General features: G+C 43.4%; 19 protein-coding genes. 5 read left to right on the top strand and 14 right to left on the bottom strand.

Annotated features, from left to right (window positions below):
* Positions 1–13: 13 nt before the first annotated feature.
* The 4 genes from ACMXI2_RS20035 to ACMXI2_RS20020 all read right to left on the bottom strand — a co-directional run bounded on the left by ACMXI2_RS20035 (position 14) and on the right by ACMXI2_RS20020 (position 3391).
* A complete protein-coding gene (locus ACMXI2_RS20035) occupies positions 14–439 on the bottom strand; it encodes a hypothetical protein (protein WP_483777843.1) in 426 nt (141 codons plus the stop codon).
* Between the two features lie 5 nt (positions 440–444).
* On the bottom strand, positions 445–786 hold the full coding sequence (locus ACMXI2_RS20030; RefSeq protein WP_483777842.1) for a zinc-ribbon domain-containing protein: 342 nt from the start codon (positions 784–786) through the stop codon (positions 445–447).
* A gap of 87 nt (positions 787–873) precedes the next feature.
* Positions 874–1515 carry a response regulator gene (locus ACMXI2_RS20025; RefSeq protein ID WP_483777841.1) on the bottom strand — a complete coding sequence of 214 codons (642 nt, stop codon included), beginning with the start codon at positions 1513–1515 and terminating at the stop codon, positions 874–876.
* A complete protein-coding gene (locus tag ACMXI2_RS20020) occupies positions 1505–3391 on the bottom strand; it encodes a tetratricopeptide repeat-containing sensor histidine kinase (protein WP_483777840.1) in 1887 nt (628 codons plus the stop codon). Before ACMXI2_RS20020 ends, ACMXI2_RS20025 begins: the two co-directional genes overlap by 11 nt.
* A 181-nt stretch (positions 3392–3572) precedes the next feature.
* Between ACMXI2_RS20020 and ACMXI2_RS20015 the strand changes: the two genes are divergently transcribed.
* Positions 3573–3794 (top strand): hypothetical protein, encoded by a 222-nt coding sequence (locus ACMXI2_RS20015; protein WP_483777839.1) that lies wholly within the window; start codon positions 3573–3575, stop codon positions 3792–3794.
* A gap of 111 nt (positions 3795–3905) precedes the next feature.
* Here ACMXI2_RS20015 and ACMXI2_RS20010 read toward each other — a convergent pair whose 3' ends face one another.
* The 4 genes from ACMXI2_RS20010 to ACMXI2_RS19995 all read right to left on the bottom strand — a co-directional run bounded on the left by ACMXI2_RS20010 (position 3906) and on the right by ACMXI2_RS19995 (position 6688).
* Complete coding sequence (locus ACMXI2_RS20010; RefSeq protein ID WP_483777838.1) at positions 3906–4856, bottom strand: amidohydrolase family protein; 951 nt, start codon at positions 4854–4856, stop codon at positions 3906–3908.
* Positions 4857–4902: 46 nt separating this feature from the next.
* A complete protein-coding gene (locus tag ACMXI2_RS20005) occupies positions 4903–5493 on the bottom strand; it encodes a Crp/Fnr family transcriptional regulator (RefSeq protein ID WP_483777837.1) in 591 nt (196 codons plus the stop codon).
* Positions 5494–5535: 42 nt separating this feature from the next.
* Positions 5536–5895, bottom strand: coding sequence for a DUF1801 domain-containing protein (locus ACMXI2_RS20000; RefSeq protein WP_483777836.1), 360 nt, complete (start codon positions 5893–5895; stop codon positions 5536–5538).
* A 220-nt stretch (positions 5896–6115) separates the two neighbouring features.
* Positions 6116–6688, bottom strand: coding sequence for a Crp/Fnr family transcriptional regulator (locus ACMXI2_RS19995; RefSeq protein ID WP_483777835.1), 573 nt, complete (start codon positions 6686–6688; stop codon positions 6116–6118).
* A gap of 802 nt (positions 6689–7490) precedes the next feature.
* Here ACMXI2_RS19995 and ACMXI2_RS19990 point away from each other — a divergent pair.
* The 4 genes from ACMXI2_RS19990 (at position 7491) to ACMXI2_RS19975 (ending at position 17476) form a co-directional block, all read left to right on the top strand.
* Complete coding sequence (locus ACMXI2_RS19990; RefSeq protein WP_483777834.1) at positions 7491–10601, top strand: SusC/RagA family TonB-linked outer membrane protein; 3111 nt, start codon at positions 7491–7493, stop codon at positions 10599–10601.
* A gap of 107 nt (positions 10602–10708) precedes the next feature.
* Entirely contained in the window at positions 10709–12259 is a 1551-nt protein-coding gene (locus tag ACMXI2_RS19985; protein ID WP_483777833.1) for a RagB/SusD family nutrient uptake outer membrane protein, read from the top strand.
* A 91-nt stretch (positions 12260–12350) separates the two neighbouring features.
* Positions 12351–15464 carry a heparinase II/III domain-containing protein gene (locus ACMXI2_RS19980; RefSeq protein ID WP_483777832.1) on the top strand — a complete coding sequence of 1038 codons (3114 nt, stop codon included), beginning with the start codon at positions 12351–12353 and terminating at the stop codon, positions 15462–15464.
* Positions 15464–17476: a hypothetical protein gene (locus tag ACMXI2_RS19975; protein ID WP_483777831.1), complete on the top strand. Its 2013-nt coding sequence runs from the start codon at positions 15464–15466 to the stop codon at positions 17474–17476. Before ACMXI2_RS19980 ends, ACMXI2_RS19975 begins: the two co-directional genes overlap by 1 nt.
* 103 nt (positions 17477–17579) lie before the next feature.
* Here the strand turns inward: ACMXI2_RS19975 and ACMXI2_RS19970 are convergent, their stop codons facing one another.
* The 6 genes from ACMXI2_RS19970 to ACMXI2_RS19945 form a co-directional block, all read right to left on the bottom strand.
* Positions 17580–18962 carry a DegT/DnrJ/EryC1/StrS family aminotransferase gene (locus ACMXI2_RS19970; RefSeq protein WP_483777830.1) on the bottom strand — a complete coding sequence of 461 codons (1383 nt, stop codon included), beginning with the start codon at positions 18960–18962 and terminating at the stop codon, positions 17580–17582.
* A gap of 87 nt (positions 18963–19049) precedes the next feature.
* Positions 19050–20435, bottom strand: coding sequence for a DegT/DnrJ/EryC1/StrS family aminotransferase (locus ACMXI2_RS19965; protein WP_483777829.1), 1386 nt, complete (start codon positions 20433–20435; stop codon positions 19050–19052).
* Between the two features lie 44 nt (positions 20436–20479).
* On the bottom strand, positions 20480–22366 hold the full coding sequence (locus ACMXI2_RS19960; RefSeq protein ID WP_483777828.1) for an NHL repeat-containing protein: 1887 nt from the start codon (positions 22364–22366) through the stop codon (positions 20480–20482).
* Between the two features lie 14 nt (positions 22367–22380).
* Entirely contained in the window at positions 22381–24141 is a 1761-nt protein-coding gene (locus ACMXI2_RS19955; RefSeq protein WP_483777827.1) for an amidohydrolase family protein, read from the bottom strand.
* Positions 24142–24185: 44 nt separating this feature from the next.
* Positions 24186–24941 (bottom strand): SDR family NAD(P)-dependent oxidoreductase, encoded by a 756-nt coding sequence (locus tag ACMXI2_RS19950; protein ID WP_483777826.1) that lies wholly within the window; start codon positions 24939–24941, stop codon positions 24186–24188.
* A 3-nt stretch (positions 24942–24944) separates the two neighbouring features.
* Positions 24945–25802, bottom strand: coding sequence for a fumarylacetoacetate hydrolase family protein (locus ACMXI2_RS19945; protein WP_483777825.1), 858 nt, complete (start codon positions 25800–25802; stop codon positions 24945–24947).
* Positions 25803–26118: the final 316 nt, after the last annotated feature.

Below are 26118 nucleotides of genomic sequence, written 5' to 3'. Positions count from 1 at the left end.
GGAAAATATATACTTATGCTATCGTAAATATTAAAGAAGCTGCGATCATCCATATGCCTACGATAATGCCCAATATCCCGAGCTTCCCTTGTTTTGGAGCAATTTTCGCCCTGATCTGTACCGCCTTTTCCATAGCTTTTTCACTTTTGGAAAGGAATAATTTAGTGATGAGCGGATATCCAAGTAAAAAACCTAAGCAGGCTTCTACCAGGCTGCCCGCCAGTAATGTTCCCCACCAGATCGGAGCTGCTGTAAGCCAGCCCATATGCAATACGGCGGTTACTATGCCCCAGATTCCCCAGAAACAGAAAATAATTCCTATCCATCCCTGGTATGGTTCCACTTTTTCCAGCAATTCCTTTGCATTGGGTTTTCTTGACAGTAACAGGGAGGGGACAGCGATGATGCTTAATAAGATCAATGAGATTCCGTAAATCATGGTTATTATTTTTTAGTATTAGAAATGAAAATTGCAAAAATGATAAACAGCATTACCAGGCCGGAACCGGTAAACAGGTACCAGGGGATCTTTGCCTGTTTTTTGAGGTCGCCGGCTTTTGCATGTAAGTCCGGCGGCATTTCGTTGCTGGTTAGCGCCTGCCGGCAATTGCTGCAAATGCTGTAAGTTTTCTTATAAACGGGGAATGCAGGGATCCAGAACACATGGAAGTAAACGCAGTTCGTTTGTATGTACAAACTTTTCCTTTGTGAACAGTGATTACAGGAGTGCTGGTGCACAGGCTCCAGGCCGATCTTCTTTTCCCTTATTCCAAAAAAAACTATCATGCTGTTTTATTTGAAACAAAGGTAGATCTGCACGTTGTGGGCAACAACATGGTTTCCAGTGAAAATCAATACCCTGTTTTCAGGGGGTTAGCTGAGTAAGCCCAGCTTGACGGCATACCTGGTGAGTCCTGCCAGGTTGCGTACTTTTAATTTCAGGATAAGTGTTTTGCGGTAGCTTTCAATGGTGTGTTTGCTTAAAAAAAGTTTATCGGCAATTTCCTGGGTGGTATATTCTTCTGCAATTAATTTCAGTACATCCTTTTCCCGCGAGGTCAGCATTTCAAGGGTTTCTTTTTCCTTATAGAAAGCACTATTGAGGTAACTCTGTTTTACGGCGTCTGAAAAGTATTTTTCACCTTTCAGGATCATTTTAATCGCTTTAAGAAATTCGTCGGAATCTGCGTTTTTTGATAAAAAGCCATCTACCTGGTGCTGAATAAGGGCATCAATCATGTTATTGTCCGTATGCATGCTCACCACCAGTGTGCTGATTTCCGGTCTCTTTTCTTTTATGTGATTATTAAGCGTTATGCCATCCACATCCGGCATACTGATATCTGTGATTACCAGGTCTACCTGCTCCTCCGGATGCTGATCCAGGTAATTCATCACCAGTTTTCCATTATGTGCATAATACAGAACATGCAGGTCGCCCTCTTTTTCTATGAGCCTGATAAGACCTTCCAGGAATAATTTGTGATCATCTGCTAGAATAATATTATGCTTCATACCATTCTGGTTTTAAGGATATTTCAATATCTATTACTGTGCCTTTCGATGGGAATGAGTCAATAGAAAGTACCCCTTCGAATAATTTTAACCGCTCCTGTATATTCTGGAACCCGATGCCATGTTTGGTTGTTTCCACAGAAAAACCTTTGCCATTGTCTTCAAACAGCAGCTTTAGCAAACCATCGATCTTCGTCAGTTGTATTTCAACTTTCGATGCCTGGCTGTGCTTTTGTGTGTTGGTGATCAGCTCCTGTATTATTTTATAGATCTCCACTTTCAGCGTGGTTCCAATCAGGTCTATTTCTTCCCTGGGATAAGCCTGGAAAGATATCTTAGCATTCCCCGGAACATCAAATTGCCTGAGATACCCGGCGATCAGTTCTGTAAATCCTGTATTGTTGAATTTTTGCGGAATGAGATCATGCGAAAGATCACGCACCTGGAGGTAGGTGTCGTCAATCTGTTTTATCAACTCTTTTAAACCATTCACACTATGCTGGTTTGAAAGGCGAAGCTTAATGGCGGCAAGGTTCCCGCCAATACTGTCATGCAATTCTTCCGCTATCCGCTTTCGTTCTTTTTCCTGCCCGCTTACGGAAGCTTTCAGCAACGCCAGTTCTTTATCTTTTAACAGCACAGCCATTTTTTGCTGGTTCATTTCATCCATTGTTGCATTCAGTTTGCTTTGCGCCTGCAACTTCTGGTAATACATATACAACAAGCCGATAACGGGTAACAGGATCACCAGGAATCCAATTAACAGGCTATATTTTATTGTTTTCTGGTGTTGCAGTTCGTTCTCTTTATTTAATATCTCTTTTTCTTTCTGAACAGTCTGGTATTTTATTTCCAGCTCATTGATCTCTTTTTTATTTTGAAGATTTAGCATTTCCCTGGAAATACCCAGATACTGTGTCATTATTGCATAGGCATTTTCATAGTCGCCGGTGGCTGCATGCACAGTTCGCAGGCTGTTCAACGCTTTCAGCTGTGCTTTCATGTCGTTCCACTGGATAGCATTTGTATATACCAGTGAAAGTAAACGTTTGGCATCTTCATATTCTTTGTTGATAATAAGCAGATCACCCAGTCTTTGTCCTGCGTTAATATATATGTCGAAAAACTGCTGGGCCTCTGCATTATTTTTTACTTCGTTGTATATGGAAAATGCTTCTTCCGTATGCTGATTAAGTTCAGCAATAATGCCCAGGGCCAATTTTGTTTGAAGCTCGTTTTTTAACTGGTGTTCCTGCCGGAAAAATAAGAGCGCCTTTTCAGTATACGTTTTCGCCGTGAGCAGATCTTTTTTCTCCAGGTAAATTATACCCAGTTGTTGATACGCAATATGTATCAGTTGTTCGTCATGGGAGTTGTTCAGCAGATCGTTGTATGCTTCAATCGCTTTGTCGTATTCGTTCCGTGCAAAATATACATTTGCTATACCCAGTTTATTTTCGTTGATAGCCGCATTATTGTTCAATGCTTCTGCACACCTGATACCTTCCAGGTAATAACGCAGTGCTTCATCATGTAATCCCTGTTCGCTATAAGCTTTCGCCAGGGTATGATATAGTGTGGATTGATAGGAAAGCTTATCGTGATCCTTCATCTCACTATTGTTTACCGCATCGATCATTTGCCTGGAATAAAAGATAACCGAGTCTGTTGTTCCGTGAGCAGCATGGAATGCCGTTAAAGACTGTGAGGCAAGCATTTTGGCTTTAATATCACCAGCCTGCCTCAGATGCTGCAATAACGAATCAGGGGTTTTTACGGGAAGATTACCAAACCCCACAAAGGCTCCCTGATTTTGCGCCAGGCAGGAAAAAGAAACCAGAAGAAGACAGATAGAAAGCAACGCTCTTTTATTCATTCTCTTAATGCTGATATGATACCATTGTGTTTTGTTTCAAACATGAAAGGTAATTAAACAATCCATTTTTGACAAAAGCCGCTCATTTTCACTGAATTGAATATTTTTTTGCTGATAGGTCCTAAATGCCCGGTTGCCCGTCTGTTTTCACGAAAGTGCCACGTTTGAAAAGATGAAACAAATGAAACATATTGGATTGCTGATCCTTAGCCTTAGCCTGCTGCTATGCCATCTCGCTTTAGCGCAGCCCGTAAAAATTATTTTCGATACTGATATGGACTCCGATGTGGATGATGTGGGCGCCCTGGCGATGCTCCACGGTTTCGCCAATCTCGGTGAAGCGGAAATACTGGCGGTGATGGTATCCAGATTTTCGAAGATGGAACGAATTTGTGGGGTTTAGCGCCAAACGATGAGCGGCATTACCTGGTCAGCGAATTCGCCGGGATTGATCCCAGGGCGATTGCCGAAAAGTTCGATTCACTGATGATGATACCGAAACAGACGAAATAATCTACAGGCCCAGCAATCTCTCCGCATTTCCGCCTGTTATCTTCGCTATTTCTTCAGGAGGCAGTGGAATGCTTTCCAGCAGCTGCTTTCCTGCTTCGTTTGTGCTGAAAGGATAATCTACGGAAAACATGATATTATCGATACCAAAAGTTCCCAGTGCGGTCATCAGTGGAGGTAAGGTAAAAATCCCACTGGTAGTAACGTGTACCTGATCGCGCAGGGTTTGACTGACTGAACGCCGGTGGTAACCTGTGCTGGTAACGTTGAATTTTTCATCCAGCCGGGACATCATCATAGGTATCATCTCTCCCATATGCCCAATGATGATCTTTAACCGGGGGTACCGGTCTAATGTTCCGGTGATAGTCAAACGTAGTACCTGCAGGGCTGTTTCAGCATGCCATCCCCAACCGCCGCATGCAAGCATAACCCCTGTTGAACCCGGTAGATCGTTGTAATAGGCTTCAGCCACAGGTTCAGGTGGCAGGCCGGGATGCAGGTAAAGGGGCATCTGCAATTGTTCCGCTTTTTGCAGTAATGGCCTGAATGCCGGAAGGTCCAGGAATTTACCATTTGTAAGCCCGTTGATCAGGGCTCCACAGAAATGATGTTCCTCTTTTGCTCTTTCCAACTCGTTTGCCGCCGCTTCCGGAGAAGACATGGGGAGATGCGCGAATGCCTTAAACCGGGTGGGGTGGGCGGCAATTCTTGCGGCAAGGATATCATTGTACCTGGTGGCAAAGCTCAGGGCTTCCCGGGTTGGTAAACTTTCTGCGCCCCTGCCTATTACAGACAATACCTGCATGTCAATACCGTTATCATCCATTGATTTTAAGCGAATGTCACTGATATCAGCGAGTTGCTCTACTGCTGGCTTGGGCAATGGCCATTGCTGTATCTCATGGGCAAAATCGGGTAAGGCAATGTGCTCTTCTAATGTTATAATACGCATAGCTGATTGAATTGAGCTACAAAAGTCCAGCTATCCAATATTTATATTATTGATCCTGATCAAATAATCGTATTCCGGATTTTATTCTGCTGAGTGCCTCCTGGGTAATATTGAGATAATTTGCCACCAACTTATTAGGTAAACGGAGCACCATCTGCGGGTTTTCTTTCAGCAGTAATTGATAGCGCTCCCGTGGATTTAGTGTAATAAAATCTTCCAGTCTCCTGGTATTGGTTAAATAGGCATATTCAAGAAAACCACGATAAAATATTTCCCAACCAGGAATAGTGTTCAGCAGGGAGTAAAAATCCTCGCGGTGAATATACAGCAATTCCGATTGCTCAATGGCCTGCGTATCTTCTTTGAGCGATGCGCCATCAATAAAGGATGTTAGCGAAGAAGAGAAGGAATTTTCGAAAGCAAACCGGCGCGTGGCCTCTCTTCCGTCGGGTTTTATAAAATATACCCGTAAGCATCCTTTGTTTACAAAAAACATACGTCTTGATGGTTCTCCTGTTCTTCCTACCAGCTCATTCTTTTTTGCTTTCAGGAGGTTAAAACAGGAGAGTACCTGCTGCAAATCGGCTTTACTTAATTGAACCCTGTCTGTAATATATTTAGTCAGCTGTTCATACATATTAATTGATTATCGTGGCAATATACTAAGGTAAAAGCGCATTTAACTGTTCATTATTTTTATCCAGTCTTTTACTATTTTCTGAAGATTAGCTTTGTGCTTTTTTACCTCCTCCATTGATCGGAATTTAGCATATGCTTTGCCTTTAGGTCCGGGTTCGAGAAGTCCGGTATTGTCATTTAACAGCTCACCTTTGTGAAAAATTACAGCTACAAAATCAATCATCCTTGGATTTAAGGTGGCCATTGGTTCTTTGTAGTCAAAACTCGGGCCGCCCCATTTTACGTCTTCTTCCATTTGAGAACTGACTTCACGGATTATTTTTATGACCAATTCCATTTCGGTTTTTAGAGGATGGTTAAGCTTACTTAAGAACTCATCAATTTTATTTGTCTTGCTCATGATTATTTGTTTTTTAATTTGGTGAAAAATGAAATGATAACACTAAAGACATAAATAGTGACTGATCGTTGCAACTGAAAGTGTCAATCCATCTTCCTGACGGTTGTGACACAAATATGAGGGATCTGTTTTTTTTAAACATTTACATTTGTTGAGGAAATAGAAATTATTTTATAATTCCTCAACATTGCTGAGGAAACACAGGAATATAGGTGTAAAATTATTTTTTGGCTGAAAATATCCGGCTCACCTGGGTTGGAGTAATTCCCAGATATGAAGCAATGTGGTGTTTTTTTATACGCTTAGCGAGGTGAGGATATTTTTTGATGAAGTCTTCATACCGATCTTGTGAAGTATATTGTCTAAAGCTAATTTCCTCTGGTTCTTTTTCAATTATCCAATGACGTTCCATGTAATGGATGTAAAATCCCGCGATATCCTGATATTTCTGGGTAAGTGCTTTAAATAATCCAAAATCATATTCCCAAACTGCTGAGTTTTCTAATGCCTGGATAGTGGTAGCACTCGGGGTGCTGCTTAAAAGCGATGTTGTAGACGCTGCGAAATAACCTTCAGAAAAGAAACGTTTAATATAAACATTTCCATTCTCATCCGACCAATACTGAGAAAACAAACCCCGGGAAACGAAAGAAACATTTCTTGCAATATCACCAGCTTTAATCAGGAAGCTGCCTTTTTTATATTCTTTCCGTTTAAGAATTTGTGTCCAGGCAAATGCTGCTTCGGGAGTTAACTTGTGATAGTGATTTACTTTTAGAAAGAACTCTTCCATTGTATTTTGAGATTAGATATCTAACTTAAAGATAAGTTTTCTGGTTAGATCTTCTGCCCCTTTGTGGTATAGAGTTGTATGGTTTATTCAGGTTTTTGAGGGTGTCTGATTTTTCAGGATTGGCTACCCGAAGAAAAGATATTAGAGGTACCTAAATATTTGTATTAAAAGCACTGTAGTTTAAGTAGCACTTTTTCATTGTTTTACCCCGGTAGGTATTTAGGCGCTTTTTTGGGCCTTCCCACCTGTTTTCTGGTACAAACGTAGCAGGCAGCCCAAGCGCATATTCTTGTCCCGCGTATTAAGAGATAAACCATCGGCCAGATATCTTCAAAACCAAAACCCGGATACAATACCTGTGCAGGTCATCTTCACTCCTGATTTGGCTAAGAAGTCTCTTTCTGTTTATACGTTAATAGTTATTCTAATAAAGTATACAAAAATTATTTAGAAATGAGTACATAAATATATCATATTATAGTCCCATGAATTGATAGCAAAGAGTATTTTACCGATAATATGTCATAGAAAAGTCATGAAATATTTTGATTGGATTTACCTTTTTGATTTGTATTTCAATAGCAGTGTGATTTTTCGCTTTAAACGTATGTATGATTAAATTAATGTGAATAACACATTTTGCATACTAAATATCGTGGTATTTGTAAGCAAAAAAATGAGTACATTTAATCTCAATAAGACTAAAGTAATTCCGTCTAATTATTTATGCGCCTGCATTATTAAGTGCAATGTTGTGAGTCGAGATCTGTAATTATTTTTTTATCAACCAAACTAATGACTTATGATGAAGTCAAAAAGATGTTTATTTCTAATCATTATTGCCCTTGCGGCAATCTGTAGTCCGTTCCACACGTTTGCACAAACTTCAAGAGACGTTACAGTTAGGGTAACAGATGGAGCCAACCGGACTCCACTTTTGGGCGTGAACATTATCGTAAAGGGTACAAAATCGGGTGGTACCACCAATGCGGAAGGACAGCTAAGATTAAAGCTGAAGGAGAACGACGTATTAATTGTTTCTTTTACCGGTTATGGCACCGCACTGGAAACAGTTGGTGCAAGAAACGTAATTGATGTTGCGCTATCTTCCAAAGAATCTGCTTTAGGAGAGGTAGTAGTAGTTGGCTATGGTACACAGAAAAAGGTGAACCTTACCGGCGCTGTTTCCACCATAGATGCTAAAGCTATTGAAGGCAGGCCCGTGAGCAACCTTGCCAGTGCGTTGCAGGGAACTTCGCCCGGATTGATTGTTACACGAACTTCAGGACAGCCCGGAAGCGAAAACGTTGCTCTTCAGATCAGAGGTGCTACTTCTGCCAATGGTAATGTTGACCCGCTGGTACTCCTGGATGGAGTAACGGTTCCTATAAGCACATTGCAAACCATGAATCCTGAAGATGTTGAAACCATGAGTGTGCTGAAGGATGCCGCCGCCGCTGCCATATATGGAGCTCAGGCTGCCGGTGGCGTTATATTGATTACCACCAAGAAAGGGAAATCAGGGAAAACAGTTTTTGAATATTCCGGCAGGTATGGAAAAAGCTGGATGCAGGATGTCCCACAAAGAATGTCTTTGCTGGATGAAGCTACTTTTGCAAACCTGTCTAACAAAAATGCTGGTATCGGACCTTCTTATGATTCAGCTACACTGGAATATATCAGGCAGGGTGTCGAATATTTCGTTAACCCGGCAGATACCAGCCAATACATCTATCTCAATCAGAAGAGCTTTGTGGATCAGTTAATCCGCGACTTTACCACTATGCAATCACACAATATTTCTGCCCGTGGGGGTTCGGATAAGATAAACTACATGGCTTCTTTTGGTTTTATGGACCAGAATGGGGCTTTTAAAATTGGGCCCGATAAGTTAAAACGATATAATGCACGTATCAATATTGGCGCGCAATTAACCGATTATCTTTCTATGGACGCGAGGATGGCTTATTCAAACTCAGATCAGGAAGCTTCTTCGCAACCCGCTTCCTACTTAATGAATATGACATTACGTTACAGGCAGCGGTGGCCTATATTTACTCCGGAAGGAAAGCTTAGTGGCGCTGGCGGCGGATCTGCCAACATGGCTTATGCATATTTGAAAGAAGGTGGCTATAATAACTATAAGAACAACAACTTTGACGGGGTTGTAACCTTTAAGCTGGCTAATTTAGTAAAGGGGCTGCAAGCCAGGGCTGTATTAGGCGGACAATATGTAAGAGGGGACAGGGACTTGTTTAATAGAACTGTAACCACCTGGCAGCGCTACACGCCTACCTATTATTTGAATACCCCCAACTCGTATGAAGTAACAAATGACATAACTACCAATAAGAACGTACAGCTGCTGGTGGATTATGATTTACACCTCGGGAAAAATCATGATTTTCATATAATGGGTGGTTATCAGTTTGAAGATTACAGGTATTCACAGGTATATTCAACTGCCAGAAGCCTCGCCAGTAATGATATCCCAGCACTGAACCTCGGAGATGACGCTACCAAAACCAATAGTCAGTCTATAAGTACTTATGCGAATCAGTCTTATTTCGGTAGACTGAATTATAGCTATTTTGGCAGATATCTTTTTGAGGCCACAATGAGGGTGGATGAAAGCTCAAGACTGGCGCCCGGTTTAAGAACAAAAGCATTTCCCGCCGTTTCTGCAGGCTGGAACATTAACAAGGAAAACTGGTTTCCACAATCAGAACTGATTTCCGCACTTAAGTTAAGAGCATCATGGGGGCAGCTGGGAAGCGCGTTGGCCAGTATTATTGGCAACTACGATTACCTGAATATGCTCGCCAGGGCAAATGCGCTTGTTTTAGGCGGCGCCAGGGCTATGTACTTTTATCAAAACGTAGTCCCTTCTTCCAGCCTGGCATGGGAAACCGTGGAAACGACTAATGGCGGCCTGGATCTGGGTTTGTTTGGAAGTAAATTGACCGTTTCAGCTGACTACTACGTTAAGTACAATCGTAACATGCTTACCCCACAATTGCTGCCGTCTACATTTGGGGTAAACACACCCAGGAAAAATAACGGCGAATTAAAATCATGGGGCTGGGAATTAGAAGTTCAGCATAAGAATAAGCTTAATGAAAATTTCAGTTACAATATTGGGTTTAACCTGTCAGACAATAGAAACAAGCTGTTACACTATGCAGGGCAGAAAGTAATATCAGCCGGCATTGTAAATATCCTCGAAGGATATCCGCTTAACTCTATCTGGGGATATAGAAGCAACGGTTATTTCCAGTCTGCTGATGAGGTGGACAACGCTGCATTTCAAAATGCTTTAACGGGTCCGGGAGATGTTAAATATGTGGATATTAATGGTGATAAATTAATTAATGTAGGAAAGGCAACCCCGGAAGATCATGGTGACCTGGTTTATTTGGGAACAGACCAGCCGAGATACACTTTTGGTATTACCGGTGGATTTGCCTGGAAAGGAATTGACTTCTCCTTTTTCCTCCAGGGAGTAGGCTCAAGGACCTTTTATCCCAGTTCCGAATACATCAACCCCCAGGATGCACAATGGAATAATCCAATGTCTTTTCAAAAGGACTATTGGACAGAAGATAACAGGAATGCTGCATTTCCAAGACCGTTCCTGGGTGGAGGACATAACTATCTGAAATCGGATAAATGGGTGTTAAACGGAAGATATGTCCGCCTGAAAAACCTGCAGATCGGATACTCCCTGCCAACTACATTTATTCAGAGAATAAAAATATCCAGAGCGAGAGTATTTGTAACAGGTCAGGATTTGCTCACCTGGTCAGATCTTGGAGTTTTTAAAGGTGCATTCAGCCCGGAATATAGCAATGAGGAAGGATACCAGTATCCTTTGTACTCAAATATGTCTATAGGTTTAAATATCACCTTTTAGGATTATTGGTTATGTATTTCCTTAAGCAAACAATCATTAAGATGAAACTACTTAAATTTCGAAATATACTTTTCATTTTGGCGCTCTCATCATGTAGTATAGATAGAATGCCGGAAAATGTTGTGAGTGATGAGTCATTTTGGAAAAGTGAAAGTGATCTCAAAGCGGCAGCCAACTATTTATATACTTTTCTGCCCACAATGCCACTTACTGCGGATAATATGTCCGACGACGGATTTGCAATGGTTGCCAACGAAATCAGTTCAGGAACAAGGCAACCCCCGGCAACATCGTCAGATTTTACCGCACCATATCAGTTAATCAGGGCCGCTAATAACATCATAGAAAAATCGGTTAATGCGGTTGCTGCCGGCGTGGTACCTGCAACAGTTGACAGGTATATAGCGGAAGCAAAGTTCTTTAGGGCATGGGGATATTTTTCACTGGTACAAAAGTATGGAGATGTTCCCCTGATAAAAACTACCTTGAAAGAGGATGCTGCAGAACTTACGGCCGCCAAATCCCCGCGTGAAGAAGTTGTGAGCCTGATTTATTCAGACCTGAGCGAGGCCGCCGCAATACTTCCTACTCCCACTGCGCTGGGCGCCGGATCTAACTACGGCCGCATTTCAAAAACAGCTGCTTTGGCTTTTAAAGCAAGGGTGGCATTGTATGAAGGTACCCGTGCTAAATTTCATAGCTATGGTAATCCAACCGCTCATCTTACCATTGCCATGCAGGCGGCAAAAGCCGTAATAGAAAGTGGTGAGCACGATTTGTTTTCCAATTATTTTGATTTGTTTCAATACGCAGGAAAAGGAAGACAGAATCGCGAGAATATTCTGGTAAGGCAATATGGTAGCTCCATGACCGACCAGATCCTCAGTCACAATATCGGTGTTATTATCAACGGAGCCTGTAATCCAACCAGGTCCCTTGTAGATGCTTATCTTATGAAGGACGGTTTGCCTATGGATAAATCTCCTTTATATGTAGCGCCAACCAGTCACTCCGAAATATTCGTAAATCGCGATGCACGTTTGGCTGCATCTGTTATGAAAGAAGGAGACCAGTATTTTCAAAATACGCCATATACTTTTCCACAGCTGGTGTATCAAACTACCGGTTTCTGCTATCGTAAGTTCGTAAATGCTGCAGATCAGCTGCCGCCTAATAACAACCAGTCTTTTATCGACCTGCCTGTTATCAGGTATGCGGAAGTGTTGTTGATTTATGCAGAAGCAACCTATGAATTGAATGGAAATATTACCGATGCCGATTTGAAAAATTCCATCAATTTGTTAAGAACCAGGGCAGGCCTGCCTGATCTTACAAATGCCTTTGTGGCAGCCCATAGCCTGAATATGCGGGAGGAAATAAGAAGAGAACGGAGAGTGGAACTGGCTATGGAAGGCTTCCGATATTGGGATATTATCCGTTGGAAAATTGCAGAAACTGTACTGCCAAAACCAATATTAGGTTGCTACTTTTTTCCGGGAGGGTTTGGAACAGCCACTCCACAACTTACCGCCGACAATTATATTCTGGCGCAAAGCGGAGCATCCCGTTCATTTAATTCTCAGAGAGATTATTTGTGGCCTTTCCCTGTAAATGAACTTGCGCTTAATCCTAACCTGGTACAAAACCCGAATTGGTAGTTATTGTATAATTTTTCTCTTACCTGAGCCTGGCATAATTAGTTTTATGCCAGGTATTCTTATTAAACATATCGCGAAAAAAATAAGCATAATGATGAAGCCCTGTTTTTTTTATGGTGTTTTTATTGGACTGCATATATTGATACCTACCTGTGTGTTGGCACAGGAGAAGGGAAAACCGGCAGAAATTCCTGCTTATGTTGCAAAGCCTGAACGGCAGCCAGGATACCAGTTGAAGCAAAACCGGATGATTTACACAGAGAAAGATGTGCAGGTAGCTTTGAACAACATACAGCATTATGTTAAAGCTGGTGATATAAGAGATAAAATTGTACAGGAGGCAAATCAATGGGTAGGATGGAAGGATGAAGATTTAAGGTCGTTGCTGACAGGTGCAGTGGTTCCCCGCGCTTTTGATTTAAATCCCCTGGGCTGCCCGCAGCATGGCGATGCTGTATTCAAAAAGGGAGGTACATACCCGTGGATAATTAATCCCCGCGAGCCTTTTAAGGTTAAATGTCCTGTTGGCGGTGAAACCTATCCGTCTAATGACTATGGAGCATATTATAAGAGCAGTTTTACTCAGAAGAAAGGATGGGATGGCAACTATACTGACAGCGGCTGGGGCTGGATAGCGCCGGATGGTGAACGCTATTGGTTTGTAGCATATGCTAATCATTGGTTATGGAAAAGTTATATTGAACCGGCAATATTGAACCTTGGCCGGGCGTACCTGCTTACCGGAGATAAAAGATATGCGCATAAAGCGGCCGTAATGTTATACAGACTGGCAGAAGTGTATCCTTCGATGGACCACGCCAATCAATCCAGATATGGTTACATATTAAAGCAGCAGGGAGCAGTATATAACGGAAAAATTTTTAACCTCATTTGGGAAACCGGGTTTATACAAAATATTGCAGAAGCCTATGACGCCGTATGGGATAGTATTGATGAAGATGTTGCCCTGCAGAAGCTATATGGTAAATCGGGCAGGCAAATAAGGGCTGCCGTTGAAGCTAATGTGCTGGAAGATGCACTGGATGCATACCTGGAATTTAAGATACAGGGGAATTATGGTATGCATCAGGCGGCATTATTGTATGTGTTGCTTGCCCGGCAGTATATGGAAACCGAAAAGTATATCCATAAAATGGTCGACGAGCCAGGCGTAAGCCGCGTACAAACCGGTATTCGCTATGCTTTGTATAACATGATTTTCAGGGATGGTACTCCACTCGAATCTCCCGGTTATAATATTTTAACAGTGGAGAAACTTGCTGTGCTGGGCGCATTGTTAAAAAGAGCCGGGAAAGACCTGTTTGGAGAAACCAGGATGAGAATGATGTTTGAAAGCCCTTTGCAGATGGTGGTCGCAAAAAAATATACGCCGGATATCGGCGATTCCGGCAGTACCCTGGGAGGCATTGTAGGACTAAACAGCAATATTTACCAGGTAGCTTACGAAAATTATGGAACGCCTGAATTTTTAAACTGGTTGAAGTTCATGGATAAAACCGGTGATAACTCTTTTGATTCCTACCAGTCATTATTCAGACATGCAATTAAAGATACGCTTCGGGGAAAAATAGCGCTGGCCCCGGAAAATACTCGTTTGCTGGCAGGATATGGCATGGGGATTCTTAACAACAAAAATGATAACATAGGTATTTCATTTAATTATGGCTATAAAGGAACGCATTACCATTGGGATTTTTTAAATGTGGAATTGTTTGCAAACGGCCAGAAAATGATGCCTGATTTGGGTTATCCGGATGCGATGAATGAATTTGTAAAAGAAGTTTATACCTGGTCCACGAATACCGTTTCTCATAGCACTGTGGTGGTAGATGCACAGGCGCAATACATCAACACAGCAGGAACCCTGCATGGTTTCTCTGATGGTGATTTTGCAAGAAGCATGGATGCCTCAACATTGCCTTACGGCCAGGTTAGCGAGTACCGTAGAAATGTTGTTATGGTGGATGCCGATACAGGAAGGAGTTATTTTGTTGATTTTTTCAGAGTAACCGGAGGACATCAGCACGATTATTCCTTACACGGACCTCCGGGGACGGAGAAAGCCATTCAGGGAGAATGGAGCGAGATACAGCCGGGAACTTTTGCCGGACCAGATATAAAGCCTGGTGAAATATATGACAATGAAAAAATGAATGCGCCTGGATACACCGGCAGTTATGGATCGTACCGGGGATCTGGCTATCAGCACTTGTTTAATGTGCAGCAGCTGAAAAGTAGCTATTCTGTTACGGAATTTGCACATATCAATGATAGCAGCGCCAGGTTACGTATACATGTATTGCCCAACAAGGAACAAAGGGTTTTTAAAGCGGACGCTTTTAACAAACCACGTGCGAAAGATTATATTATTAAATACCTGCTGGTACAAGGTAAATCCGCCGGCAAACAGGACACTTTAAAAAGTATTTTTACAAGCGTATGGGAGCCATTTGCTGCTGTTCCCTTTATCAGCCATTTGGAGAGACTGCCCATTCGGGGCGGAGATGCCCGTGCTGTGAAAGTAAGCAGAGATCATTTTGTGGATATTGTTATAAATGATACCGGCAATGCCGTGAAGTATATTCCTGCGTTGGACATAGAAACAGACGCTACTACTGCAGTAGTAACCCTGGACGCCGGAAAAAAACTACACCGGGTATATTACACAAACGGTACTTTCCTTAAATGGAAAAAACGGGTGTTCAGATCATCTGTGGTGGAAGGTATTATATCTGCCGTAGACGTTAAAAATAATACTATCAGTATTATCCCCGGCAGGCCCGTTACAGATGCCGCAAAATATGAGCAACAAATTGTGCACATTTATAATACTTATAGAAAAACAGCGCATCCTGTGGCCATCGCTGAATATAGGAACGGTATATTGAAAATTAAAACTTCAGATGATCTGTTAATTGGCAGGTTAATCGCTGACAGCATAGATAACAGGAAAATTTATACGAAAACTACGCTTCCCTTTGCAACTCTGTATAAAGGCGCTACGCTGCTGGATGCCGGCTTTCAGCCGCAGGGTGTAATTACGTTGTTAACAGAAGGCGGCGGAATTGAAACGGCGGGGAAATTGACTATACGTAAGGGGAATGATCTATGGATCAGCAATGTGGGAATAGGCGAAAAAATTATCATACATCCCATGTTTTCATGGAAAATGGAAAATCATTAATGATGAGGATATTTAAGTTAACCAGGGTTTTACCGGTAGTATGCCTGATGTTTTATTCCGTAGCTGTTCCTGCGCAGGTATACTATGCGGAAGTAAATCCGGGAAAGGCGGTGCTGGAGAAAAAAAGCGATATCTATTCGTTGCATAACGATATTTTAGCAGTTGAATTTGCTGTAAGAGAAGGAGTAATACAGACGGTTGCATTCAACGATTATAGAGACAAAAGGAGGTTTGTTTTTTTGCCGTCCATGTTATTTAACGTGGCCTTACAGTCAGGTACGGCTATTGGACTGGATCAGTTGCGTATAAACCACCCGGTAAAACAATTGAAAGGAAGGAATGAGAAAGGGAATTTTGTTAAGACGATTTTTTCTTTTACGGATAGCACCTCTGCACTTCAATTAACCTGGCAGGTGATATTGTATAATGAGGCAAACTATGTGATTCATCAGTATAATTTTCAATCGGATTTCCCCGTGAAGGAACTGCGGGCGCTAAGTATCCCGGAGAAATACAAACCGGTCGTTTATGGGAAGGTGGCTGGATCTCCGGTTATATGCGGGAATACTTTTTGGGCGATTGAAAATCCCATGTTTGCTGCCGGACAAAAGGATGCGGCACTTGACCTGACTATACAACCCTTTGTTACAGATAGTACCGGTGATTATGAAGAAACAATGGTATGGGGAACTACTCCGGATAATGGGATGAGGAGAGGTTTTTTATATTACCTGGAGCATCGCCGGCCTGCTCCATACAATCCTTATATTTATTATGATTCCTGGTATGATCTCTCCTATGGATTAAATGTGTTAACAGAACAGGATTGTACAGACAGGGTAAGGACATGGGGCGATAGCCTTGCAAAAAGAGGTGCGGCGCTTGATTGTTTTTTATGGGATAGCGGCTGGGATGACTGGTATAATATGTGGGAGTTTAACAAAAAAATGCCCGACAGGTTCAGGAATATCAATACAGTTGCCGGGCAGTATAATGCCCGTTCAGGAGCGTGGTTGTCGCCGTGGGGCGGATACGATGAGTTCATTGTGGAAAGGTTGGCAACTGCCAGGAAAAAATTTCCTCAATACAAAATTAATGAAAGAGGTTTTACCTTAACGGATACCGCTTATTATAATTACTTCCGGAAAACCATACTCGATCTGATTAAGTATGATAAAGTGGCATTGTTTAAGATAGATGGGGTTGGCGATGGTAAAGACGCCAGCTCTGCAGGTGAGCACAGCCAGGAGATGCATGCTTTTATACGCATGATGAAAGAAATAAGGGGGCAGCAGCCGGATGTCCGGTTAAACCTGACAGTAGGTACATGGCCTTCGCCGTTTTGGTTGTTCCTGGGCGATAATATATGGAAAGGAGGAGAGGATTATGGCGCTTCAGCAGAGGGAAATAAACGACAGCAATGGATGAACTTCAGGGATGCAGGGGTGTATAACTGTATCTCCCGTGCGCCTTTGTGCCCGGTAAGTTCCCTGATGTTTCACGGCATTACTATAGCCAGTTACGGGGCTACCGCGGGCTATGAAATGGATGATGCCTACATAGCGGATGATATCTGGGCCTTTTTTGGTAATGGTTCCAGTTTGCAGGAATTGTATATTAATCCGCACAAATTGAGTACTAATAACTGGAATGAACTGGCAAGGGCTATCAGGTGGTCGCGTTCCAGGAAAGGAATCCTGGTAGACTCACATTGGATAGGTGGTAATCCTTCCAGGGGGGAGGTTTATGGCTTTGGGTCCTGGAACCCTGATGGTGCTGCAATCATGCTGCGTAACCCGGGTTCAAAAACTGTTAAGTACACAGTAACACTTAAAGATATCCTGCAGCTCCCGGAATCATTTAATGGACTATACCAGATATATGATGTGAGGCAGCAACGGGTTGAGAAAACAGTGCTTTCTTTGCGTCCGGTTGAGTTTTCGCTGCGGCCTTTTGAAGTGAAAGTGCTTGATCTTAAATTGCTGACCCGGACGATGTCAGGGGGGAATTGAGGCACGGGGAACCGGGTCTCTGAAATCTATGTTAAGATGGATAATACGTTACTCATCCATCTTAACATACTTCTGAAGGAACTTCCAGGAATTACTCCATCTGTTAACTAAGACTTTTTTTTATTTGCTCAGCATTGGCATGCGTTTTCTCAATAGCCGCTGCAATATCGTCCATGTCTGATTTGTTTCCCAGCAACAGGTTTTGAAACAGCCATACCGCCTCTTCATTGCATAGTATATCATTTTCCGGGCAATGGTTGTTGCTGTTATATGATTGAATGTTCAACATTTTTTTCGGATATACTCTTTTATAAAGCGACGATTGAAATACTTCGCTTAGATAAGGTTGTGTATTCAGCGGGGTATAGCCGGCCGAAGCAGGTATGCCTTCTGCATTCAGCGCATTGATAAACCCGGTCCGCGATAAACCCGCAAAGGCTTCTTTTTGGTACCGGAACCCAAACAGGTGAAAAGTAGGACGTGTAACACCAGGTGAAAGCTTATAAGGGATAATACCAGGCAGGGATTCAATTTTTGAACGCAGATAGGCAGCATTTGTGTTGCGGAGATTGGTTTGTTCCTGGAAGCGGACCAGTTGTGCCAGCCCGATGGCTGCCTGGTATTCGGTCCATCTCAATTTATTCCCCTGTCTCAGGGCGCCGGCGTCCGGCGTCCCGGTAACAGAACCATACGGATAGCCGAAATTGTGATACGAATAACATTTGTCGATGAAGTTTTCGTTGTTGCTCACAATAGCGCCACCTTCACCCACAGGCAGGTTTTTAGAATTTTGAAAACTGTAACAGCCTGCGTTTCCAAATGTGCCTACCTGCTGGTTATTGATTTCTGCCAATGGCGCCTGGCAGGCATCCTCAATTACCAACAGGTTATGTTTTCGTGCAATAGTCATTATCGCACTCATATCGGCCGGTAATCCCAGTACATGTACAGGCAGAATGGCTTTGGTTCGGGAGGTGATTTTTGCTTCAATTTTGCTGACATCTATCTGAAAGGTTTCCCTGTTGGTATCCACAAATACGGGCATTGCGCCATTGTTAATAATAGCAACGACAGTGCCTATAAAAGTATAGGGTGGAACCAATACTTCATCTCCCACAGTAACACCTAGCTGATTAAGTGCTACTGTTAACGCATTTGTTCCGTTTACAACGGTTACACATCTCCTGGCGCCTACTGTTTCCGCCCATTTTTTTTCAAATTCACTTACCACAGTTGCGCGCGACCATACGCCACTTTTTAAAACTGCTTCAATACGGCTGCTGTCTGTTTCCGGGTTCCAGATAGGCCAGTCGGGCCAGGTTTTGCCTTTTCTTATAGCGCTGCCGTCCAGTATTGCTGGCCTTCCTTTAATATTTGTGCCATCGATAGTTGTATTGGAGAGCAAACTGGAGGCGGCTAATAAGCCTAATCCCCCCAAGCCATTCTTCCTGATGAATGCCCGCCTGGAATATTTTTGACTTGACATGTGAAAGCTGTTTTAAAGCGTTGTTAATTATTATGGATTTTAAGCCCCGTAACTATACGCAAGACCTGATATGGCGTTGCGGTTAATTCAGGCGAGTTTAGCCAGCTGATCACGATTCTTATGTACCTTCATGATCGCTGCTATTACGGAATCCATGTCTTTTCTTGTTCCCAGCAATGTGCCAACAGCATAAAGCCCTGCCATCTGGCCGCATGCCTTATCGCATTCCGGCAGATACAGGCTTTCCTTCCATTGCTGCAGCCTTTTTTTCCCAAACATTGATTTATATCCCTGTAGCTCCATAATATAGCCGGTCCAGGGTTCTCTGTGTAATCCCTGGGAAATATATCCTGAGAGACCTACTCCTTCTGCTCCAATGGCTTTTAGGAAGATGCTCCGGTCTGCATTATTAAAATGCTCTTTCTGATAACTCATACCAAACAGGTAATAGGAGGCACTATCTGTTCCTTCAAACATTTTTTGCACTTTCAGCCCCGGGAAATCCCTTAATTGCTCGCGGAGATAGATGGCGTTATTATTTCGTGTGTCAAAACGTTGCTGGATGGTATCCTGTTGGCCATTCAATACGGAGGCCTGAAATTCATTCATCCTGTATTTAGGACCGATACGCACATGATCGCCGATAATCTTCCCATTAGCGTCAACCATCGGGGTTCTGGCAGTACCGTGATTCATCACGGTATATACTTTGTCCATCAGTTGTTTGTCGCTGCCGATAACAGCTCCGCCCTCGCCGCAGGATACCTGCTTGCTTCCCTGAAAGCTGAAGCAGCCGAGGTTACCGATATTTCCCACCTTTTGACCTTTGTAAGACGCCAGGTGCGCCTGCGCTGCATCTTCTACTATATAAAGCCCGTGTTTTTTTGCAATGGCCATAATTGGTTCCATTTCACAAGGTGCGCCTAACATATGCACCGGTATAATTGCTTTAGTCCGCGGCGTTATTTTACTTTCCACGTCTTTTGCATTCATCTGGAAAGACAGGGGATCAAGATCTGCAAATACAGGGAGGGCATGACAGGTAATGATGGCTGAAACGGTGCCCATATCCGTGTATGGAGAGGTGATCACTTCATCCCCGGGCCCAATGCCTAAGGCAAAGAGGCTGGTACTGAGTGACTGTGTACCGGAACCGGTGGCAACAGCATATTGGGCGCCTGTCATGGCAGCAAAATCTAATTCCCATTGGGATACTCTTGTTTTGTCTGCGTCAATACGGCTCCAGATGCCACTTTTGGTGGTTTCTGTCAGGTTATCTATCATTTTCTGGTTCCGGTATGGCCACTGTGGCCAGGTCATATTATCCCTCACCGGTACGCCTCCCAGGATGGCGAGTTTGTCCGGATCATTGGAGGTACGCGCAAAAGAAGGAATGCTATATGCTGCCAGGTAAGCCAGTGTACCGGCAGAAACTTTTGCAATAAAATCTCTTCTGTCAGAATTATATTTCATAAAAACATTTTTTGAATAGGCAGATTGAATTTTAACTGAATTTCTTATCCTTGTTTCAGGCAATACAGCTTTGATTTAGAAGAGTAGTATACTGTTCCATCCGGTAATACTGTAGCTGCTCCTACTTCGCCGGGAACTTTACATATCTCCGCCATTGCGCCGGTTCTTACATTTAAGGAGATAAGCGCATCATTTGTGAAAATACCCACTGTGTCTTTGCTTAATCTGATCAGCAGATCTGTATAGTTTTCAATCGGGATTGTTTTCACGATCTCCTTTTTGCCCGGATCATAAATACTTAATTCCTTTTTATGTGAAAAGACCACTAATCCATCAATAGCCAGCAGTGCTCTGTTTAAGGCAACGCCTTTTTCAAAAGGAATGTCTTTTACAATCCCCGTACCTGGTTTCCAAACTACAAAATGACATTGTATACCTTCGTTATAAGGCAATCCGCTGGCATGTCCGTTAGTGGTGAAATAGATATTTTCATTATCAGCAGCGATGCCGGTTATCTGTTGTTCCGGAATAGGGTCGTACCATGATTTTACTTCCTGTGTAACGGGATTTACGCTGGACAAGCCTCCTCCGTATACGCCATATTTGGCCGACCAGCCGGTCCAGACATTTCCATCCGGCCCGAGAACACTTTTGGCTTCAGGTCTTATCAGATCGGGCGCCACGCTTCCAACCAGCTTAGGGTTTTTATTATCCAGTTGATTCCACGGTTGTTTGGGATCATAAATCATCAGGTCGCCTCCTACATAAGCGGATAAGTGCAGTTGTTTATTGACGAAAACCATTCCATAAACTTCCCCTCCATTTTTGCAAACTGCTGCTGAGTTCCAGTATTTTTTTGTTTTAGGGTCAAAGGAAAAAATGGTTTGGCCAAAACCGCAGGAGCCCCATATCTTGCCGTCTTCGTCATGTGTCAGAGACATGATGGTTGTGGGGGGAGCTTCCACTGGTATACGTTTTAATGCTACATTAACCGGAGTGGAATAGTCTGCATTATTTTTCGGAGCATCGGTAATGAAATAGTCCTGCCCGCGCACCCCGGCCAGCCGGCCACTTTTCAGCTTGATGAAAGAACACCATTCACCGTTCTGGATCTTTATATGCGTTTTTTCCATTTTTTCCTCGTAGCCTTCTGTTGGTAAGGGTTGTAGGGTTTTTGCATCATAAAATGCCAACCCTGTCTTTCTCTCAACACAGATGAACTCCCTGTTCACTTCCTTGATCGTATCATCCGGTTCGCCGAAGTCTTCTATTTTTCCCGAATTGATGTGATATACTTTTATGCCTTTTGTATTGAAACCATACCAGACAAACACATATCCGGGCGCCTGGCAATATACCGGCCGGCTGTATTGGTTTTCAGGATTGTTACTGACCTTACCCAGATTCCTGAATTCGTTGGTGGAAGGATCATATTGGGTTAGTGTGCATCCGGGGTAGGTGCCGCCATAAACTTTGTTATCTGATGCCAGGCCCATTTGCCAGAAATATGATTCTCCCTTTGAAACAATCGGGTCTGCCCATTTTCTTTTCTTCAGATCAAATACGTGAAGGTATGCCTGTTCGGTGCAGGTGCCGACAATGATTTTATTATCATGCCAGTTAACAAGTCCCCAGGCGCCTGCTCCTACAGGTAACGGGAAATTTTCGCCCTTACCGGTTTTAACATCAATGAGGACAATGTTGCCTGTTTCACCATCCGCAAAGTTGGAAAGCAGGAATTTCTCCCGGTTGTCTTTGGGATCTATCACGGAAGTCCGGGCCAGGATATTGAAGTTGCGGCATGGTTGACCAGCCAGAACAGGTTTCCCTGTTTGCGGTTCGGAGGCAAAAACAAGGTCGCCGGCCAGGGATAAAACCATTACAGAGAGGCCCGCTTTTCCGGTCTGGTTTAAAAAGTTTCTTCTGTTCATTTTGCGTTGAAGGTTTACTTGTTATTGATAACCGGTCTGTTGTATTTTGGAAGTCTGTCCATACATGGTTTTATGACCTGCATGGCATTTTCACCAAGTACCTTGCGTTTGATGGCAACAGGCAAACGGGAAAAAACAACCCATCCCAGTTGTGGTCTTGGATCTCTCATTGGCAGATCTGAGCCATATAACACCTTGTCTGCTCCGGCGCCCGCAACGAGGTAATCAATGATGCCCAAGGGAACAGAGGTTAGCGTGATCTCCGCATAGATGTTCGGGAATTTTTTGATCGCGGCAATTACTTTATCTGCATAATCATAACTTTGTCCTGAATGGGCGACCAGCCACCTGACGTTCTTGTACCTGGCTGCCAGGGTTTCATATTCTCGCATGTCACCACGTTGGGAATGCAGCAGGGCGTAGAAATGATGATCATTACCATATTTCCACCACTGCTCCCAGGAAGGATCGTCATAGTTTACACCAATATAGTGATAGGGCTTCATGCCAATGAAACGAGGATCTTTTTCGTATAAGGCCGGGATCATTTTTCTTAATTCATCCTGTGTATAATGTGTGGGGTCAAAGTTCGCCAGTCCCCAGTATCCAGGAGGAGCTATGTCCAATGCCTTGCCGGTACTGATATTTCCGGCTGGAGTATCAACGCTTACCACGCCGTTCCAACTCATGAGTCCTCCACCCGCATAACCCAGTTTTTTGGTAAGGGAAAAAGCTCCTTTAGGGTCTCCGTTTTCCATTGTGTAGCTCCAGCCTGCGCCATTCATTCCTTCGTGGATCATATGCATATGCATGTCTACGATAGGTGAAGGCACTGGCCGGCCATGCCTGATGGCGGTCATCAGTTCATCTTCCTGTTTGTTCACATATTCTTTATCAGGCTGCTGGCCTTTCAGTAACCTGGTAAGATTGCCTCCTGCGATCAGGGCTCTCGCGTCTTCCGGAATTTCTGCATAGTCGATAAATGTCCTGTGGGCGCCGACAGACATGATAGGGGCATTGGTGCCGAACACCATCTGTTTTACCAGTCCTTTACTATGCATGTATTCGATTCCGTACATGTTCTGCAAACAGTCAAATGTGCAATGCAGATTAGGATGGTTTTCCATCATAGGAATGAGGTTTCGCTGGTCGCTCCAGTAAACGCTCGTTATGAGTACCGGTATTTTGGGGAATTGCAGGAGGAGTTCCTCCAGATCTTGCCAGTCGCCAATTTCAGATAGCTGTATAATGGTCAGCACCTGTTGCTCATTCAGCCAACGAAGAATATCCTGTTGATAGGTTGCTTTCCAGTTCCAGCCATTCGTGGCTGGATGAATGGAAACGGCGCGGACATTATGCTCCTGCATTTTGCGGCCGAGTTCCTCCACAGAAGGGAATTCATTGGTAAGAGCGGGCATAACATTCCATACGGCAAATAAATGGGAGTATGGCTTTAGCATATTGCTCAGCTCCAGATTGGAGTACATGGCATCGTAAAAAGTACTCATGGTATACGACACCAGTGCACCCGATACCGAGCAGTGTTCCATTTCCGAAATAAGTTCGGAAAGTTTCCAGGGCTCGGCAAGATGTTTGTATTTACGGGGACCAAAGCACGTAAAGGCATCAAAATAACGCACTGGTTTGTGGCCGGCACTTGCTTGCGGGTTGTTAGCCAGTGCAGAGAATGGCACTGCCTGACTGAGTGCTAAGCCGATGCCCGCAAGAGAGTTGATCCGGAGAAAGTTCCGTCTGGATAAATTGTTTTCTGACATATTTTTCCTTTTTGAAGATGAATCGATCTCAGGGAGGAGTATGATTAATAGGTAGCTCTGCCTCCTGAAATATCGAAGATAAACCCGGTGTTGAAACTAGCTTCCGGCGAAATGATCCACGCTGCAATGGCGGCTACTTCCTCCACTGTACCCAATCGGTTCATAGGTATTTTAGCAGTCATATAAGCAAGTTGTTCGGGGGATGTGTTTTCGTTCATGGCAGTTTTAATCACTGCGGGAGCTAATCCGTTTACAGTAATGTTACGGGTAGCATATTCTTTGCCTACACCTTTTACAAGACCAATTACACCTGATTTCATAGAAGAGTAGCCGCACATGTTAGGATTCCCGTCTTTTCCACCGATAGAAGCCATGAGCAGTATCCTGCCATACCCGTTTTTTTCCATTGCCTGCACTGCATATTTTGTCATGAGGAAACTGCCACGGAGATTAATGTTATATATCTTATCAAAGGCATCTGCGGGATAATCTGCAATAGGAGTAGAGGTTGGACCGACTATACCGGCGGAATTCACCATGATATCCAGTTTTCCATGATCCTGTACTACCTTGTTAATTGCATCACTCACTTCATTTTCATTGGCGATATCCGCCAGTTGTGTAGTTACAGTATAACCTGCCTGGCGAAATTCCTCCGCCGTTTTTTCCAGCAGGGATCCGTTAATATCCACCAGCACAACGGTGGCTCCTTCTGATGCTATACGTGCTGCAATTGCTTTGCCAATGCCGTCTGCAGCACCGGTAATTAATGCTACCTGGTTGTTAAATCGTGTGTTCATATATTAAGATTGAATGAGTGTTTGTTTCTGATATCCGAGCCCTTCTGCCCATAGCTCAACAACATCCCCGGCTTTAAGGAATCTCTGGGGCTTGAGCCCAAGTCCCACGCCGGGAGGCGTACCTGTGGAAATAAGATCTCCTGCTTCCAGTGTCATGAATTGGGAGAGATAGTGGACGATATGATACATGGAAAAAATCATTCTGGACGTATTTCCGGTCTGCATTTGTTCTCCGTTAACAGTAAGGCGCATGGATATGGACTGAGGGTCTGCTATTTCGTTTGGAGTAACCATGAAAGGGCCTATTGGGTTGAAGGTGTCGCAGGATTTCCCTTTTGTCCACTGTCCGCCTCGTTCCAGTTGAAATGCCCGTTCAGACACATCGTGGGAGATGCAGTATCCGGCAATATGTGATTTTGCATCTTCTTCATTTTCAAGATAGGTGGCGTTTTTGCCGATGACGATCCCAATTTCTATTTCCCAGTCTGTTTTGTTACTGTTACGTGGGATGAAAACCGGGTCATATGGCCCCACCACGGTGTTGGCTGCTTTCTGGAAGATGATGGGTTCATCCGGAATGGGCATACCTGATTCCGCGGCGTGATCCGAGTAGTTAAGCCCAATACATATCACCTTGCCAGGACGTGCAATACAAGCTCCCCACCGTTCGCTATCCGGCACCACGGGGAAAGAAAGGAAATTGTCTTTCTGCTGTATCGCCATCAATTCACGCATGCCCTCATGTTGGAAAAAGGAATGGTTCCAGTCCTCGAATATAGCCGACAGGTCCCGCCTGATGTTTTTCGCGTCTAGTATGCCGGGTTTCTCGTGGCCGGCTTCCCCAAAGCGGATAAGTTTCATATAAAATATTATGGTTGATAAATTAATAATGCCCCCAGGTAACTGTGATGTGGATGGCTTTTGTTGTGTATATGATTTCTGACTATAAATGTATACAAAAATAAATTTACTATGAATACAATTAATAGCCAAACAAATTAAAAAGTGTCTTTTTCTTTGGATGGCAGGTATTGTTTTATAGCATAAAAATACCGGCTGTAATGATTGTACTGCTGCTATTATTGGGCATGCAGCCAAATTTTACCAGTATTTGGCCCCTTTTTGCAGGAGATAATATATTACCAAAAAAATAATTTGATTTATTTCTAAAAAACTA

Source organism: Chitinophaga sp. G7 BAM 1005 (genome assembly GCF_057126945.1).
Note: the sequence above shows the minus strand (reverse complement) of the source record. Positions and strands in the feature narration are given on the sequence as shown.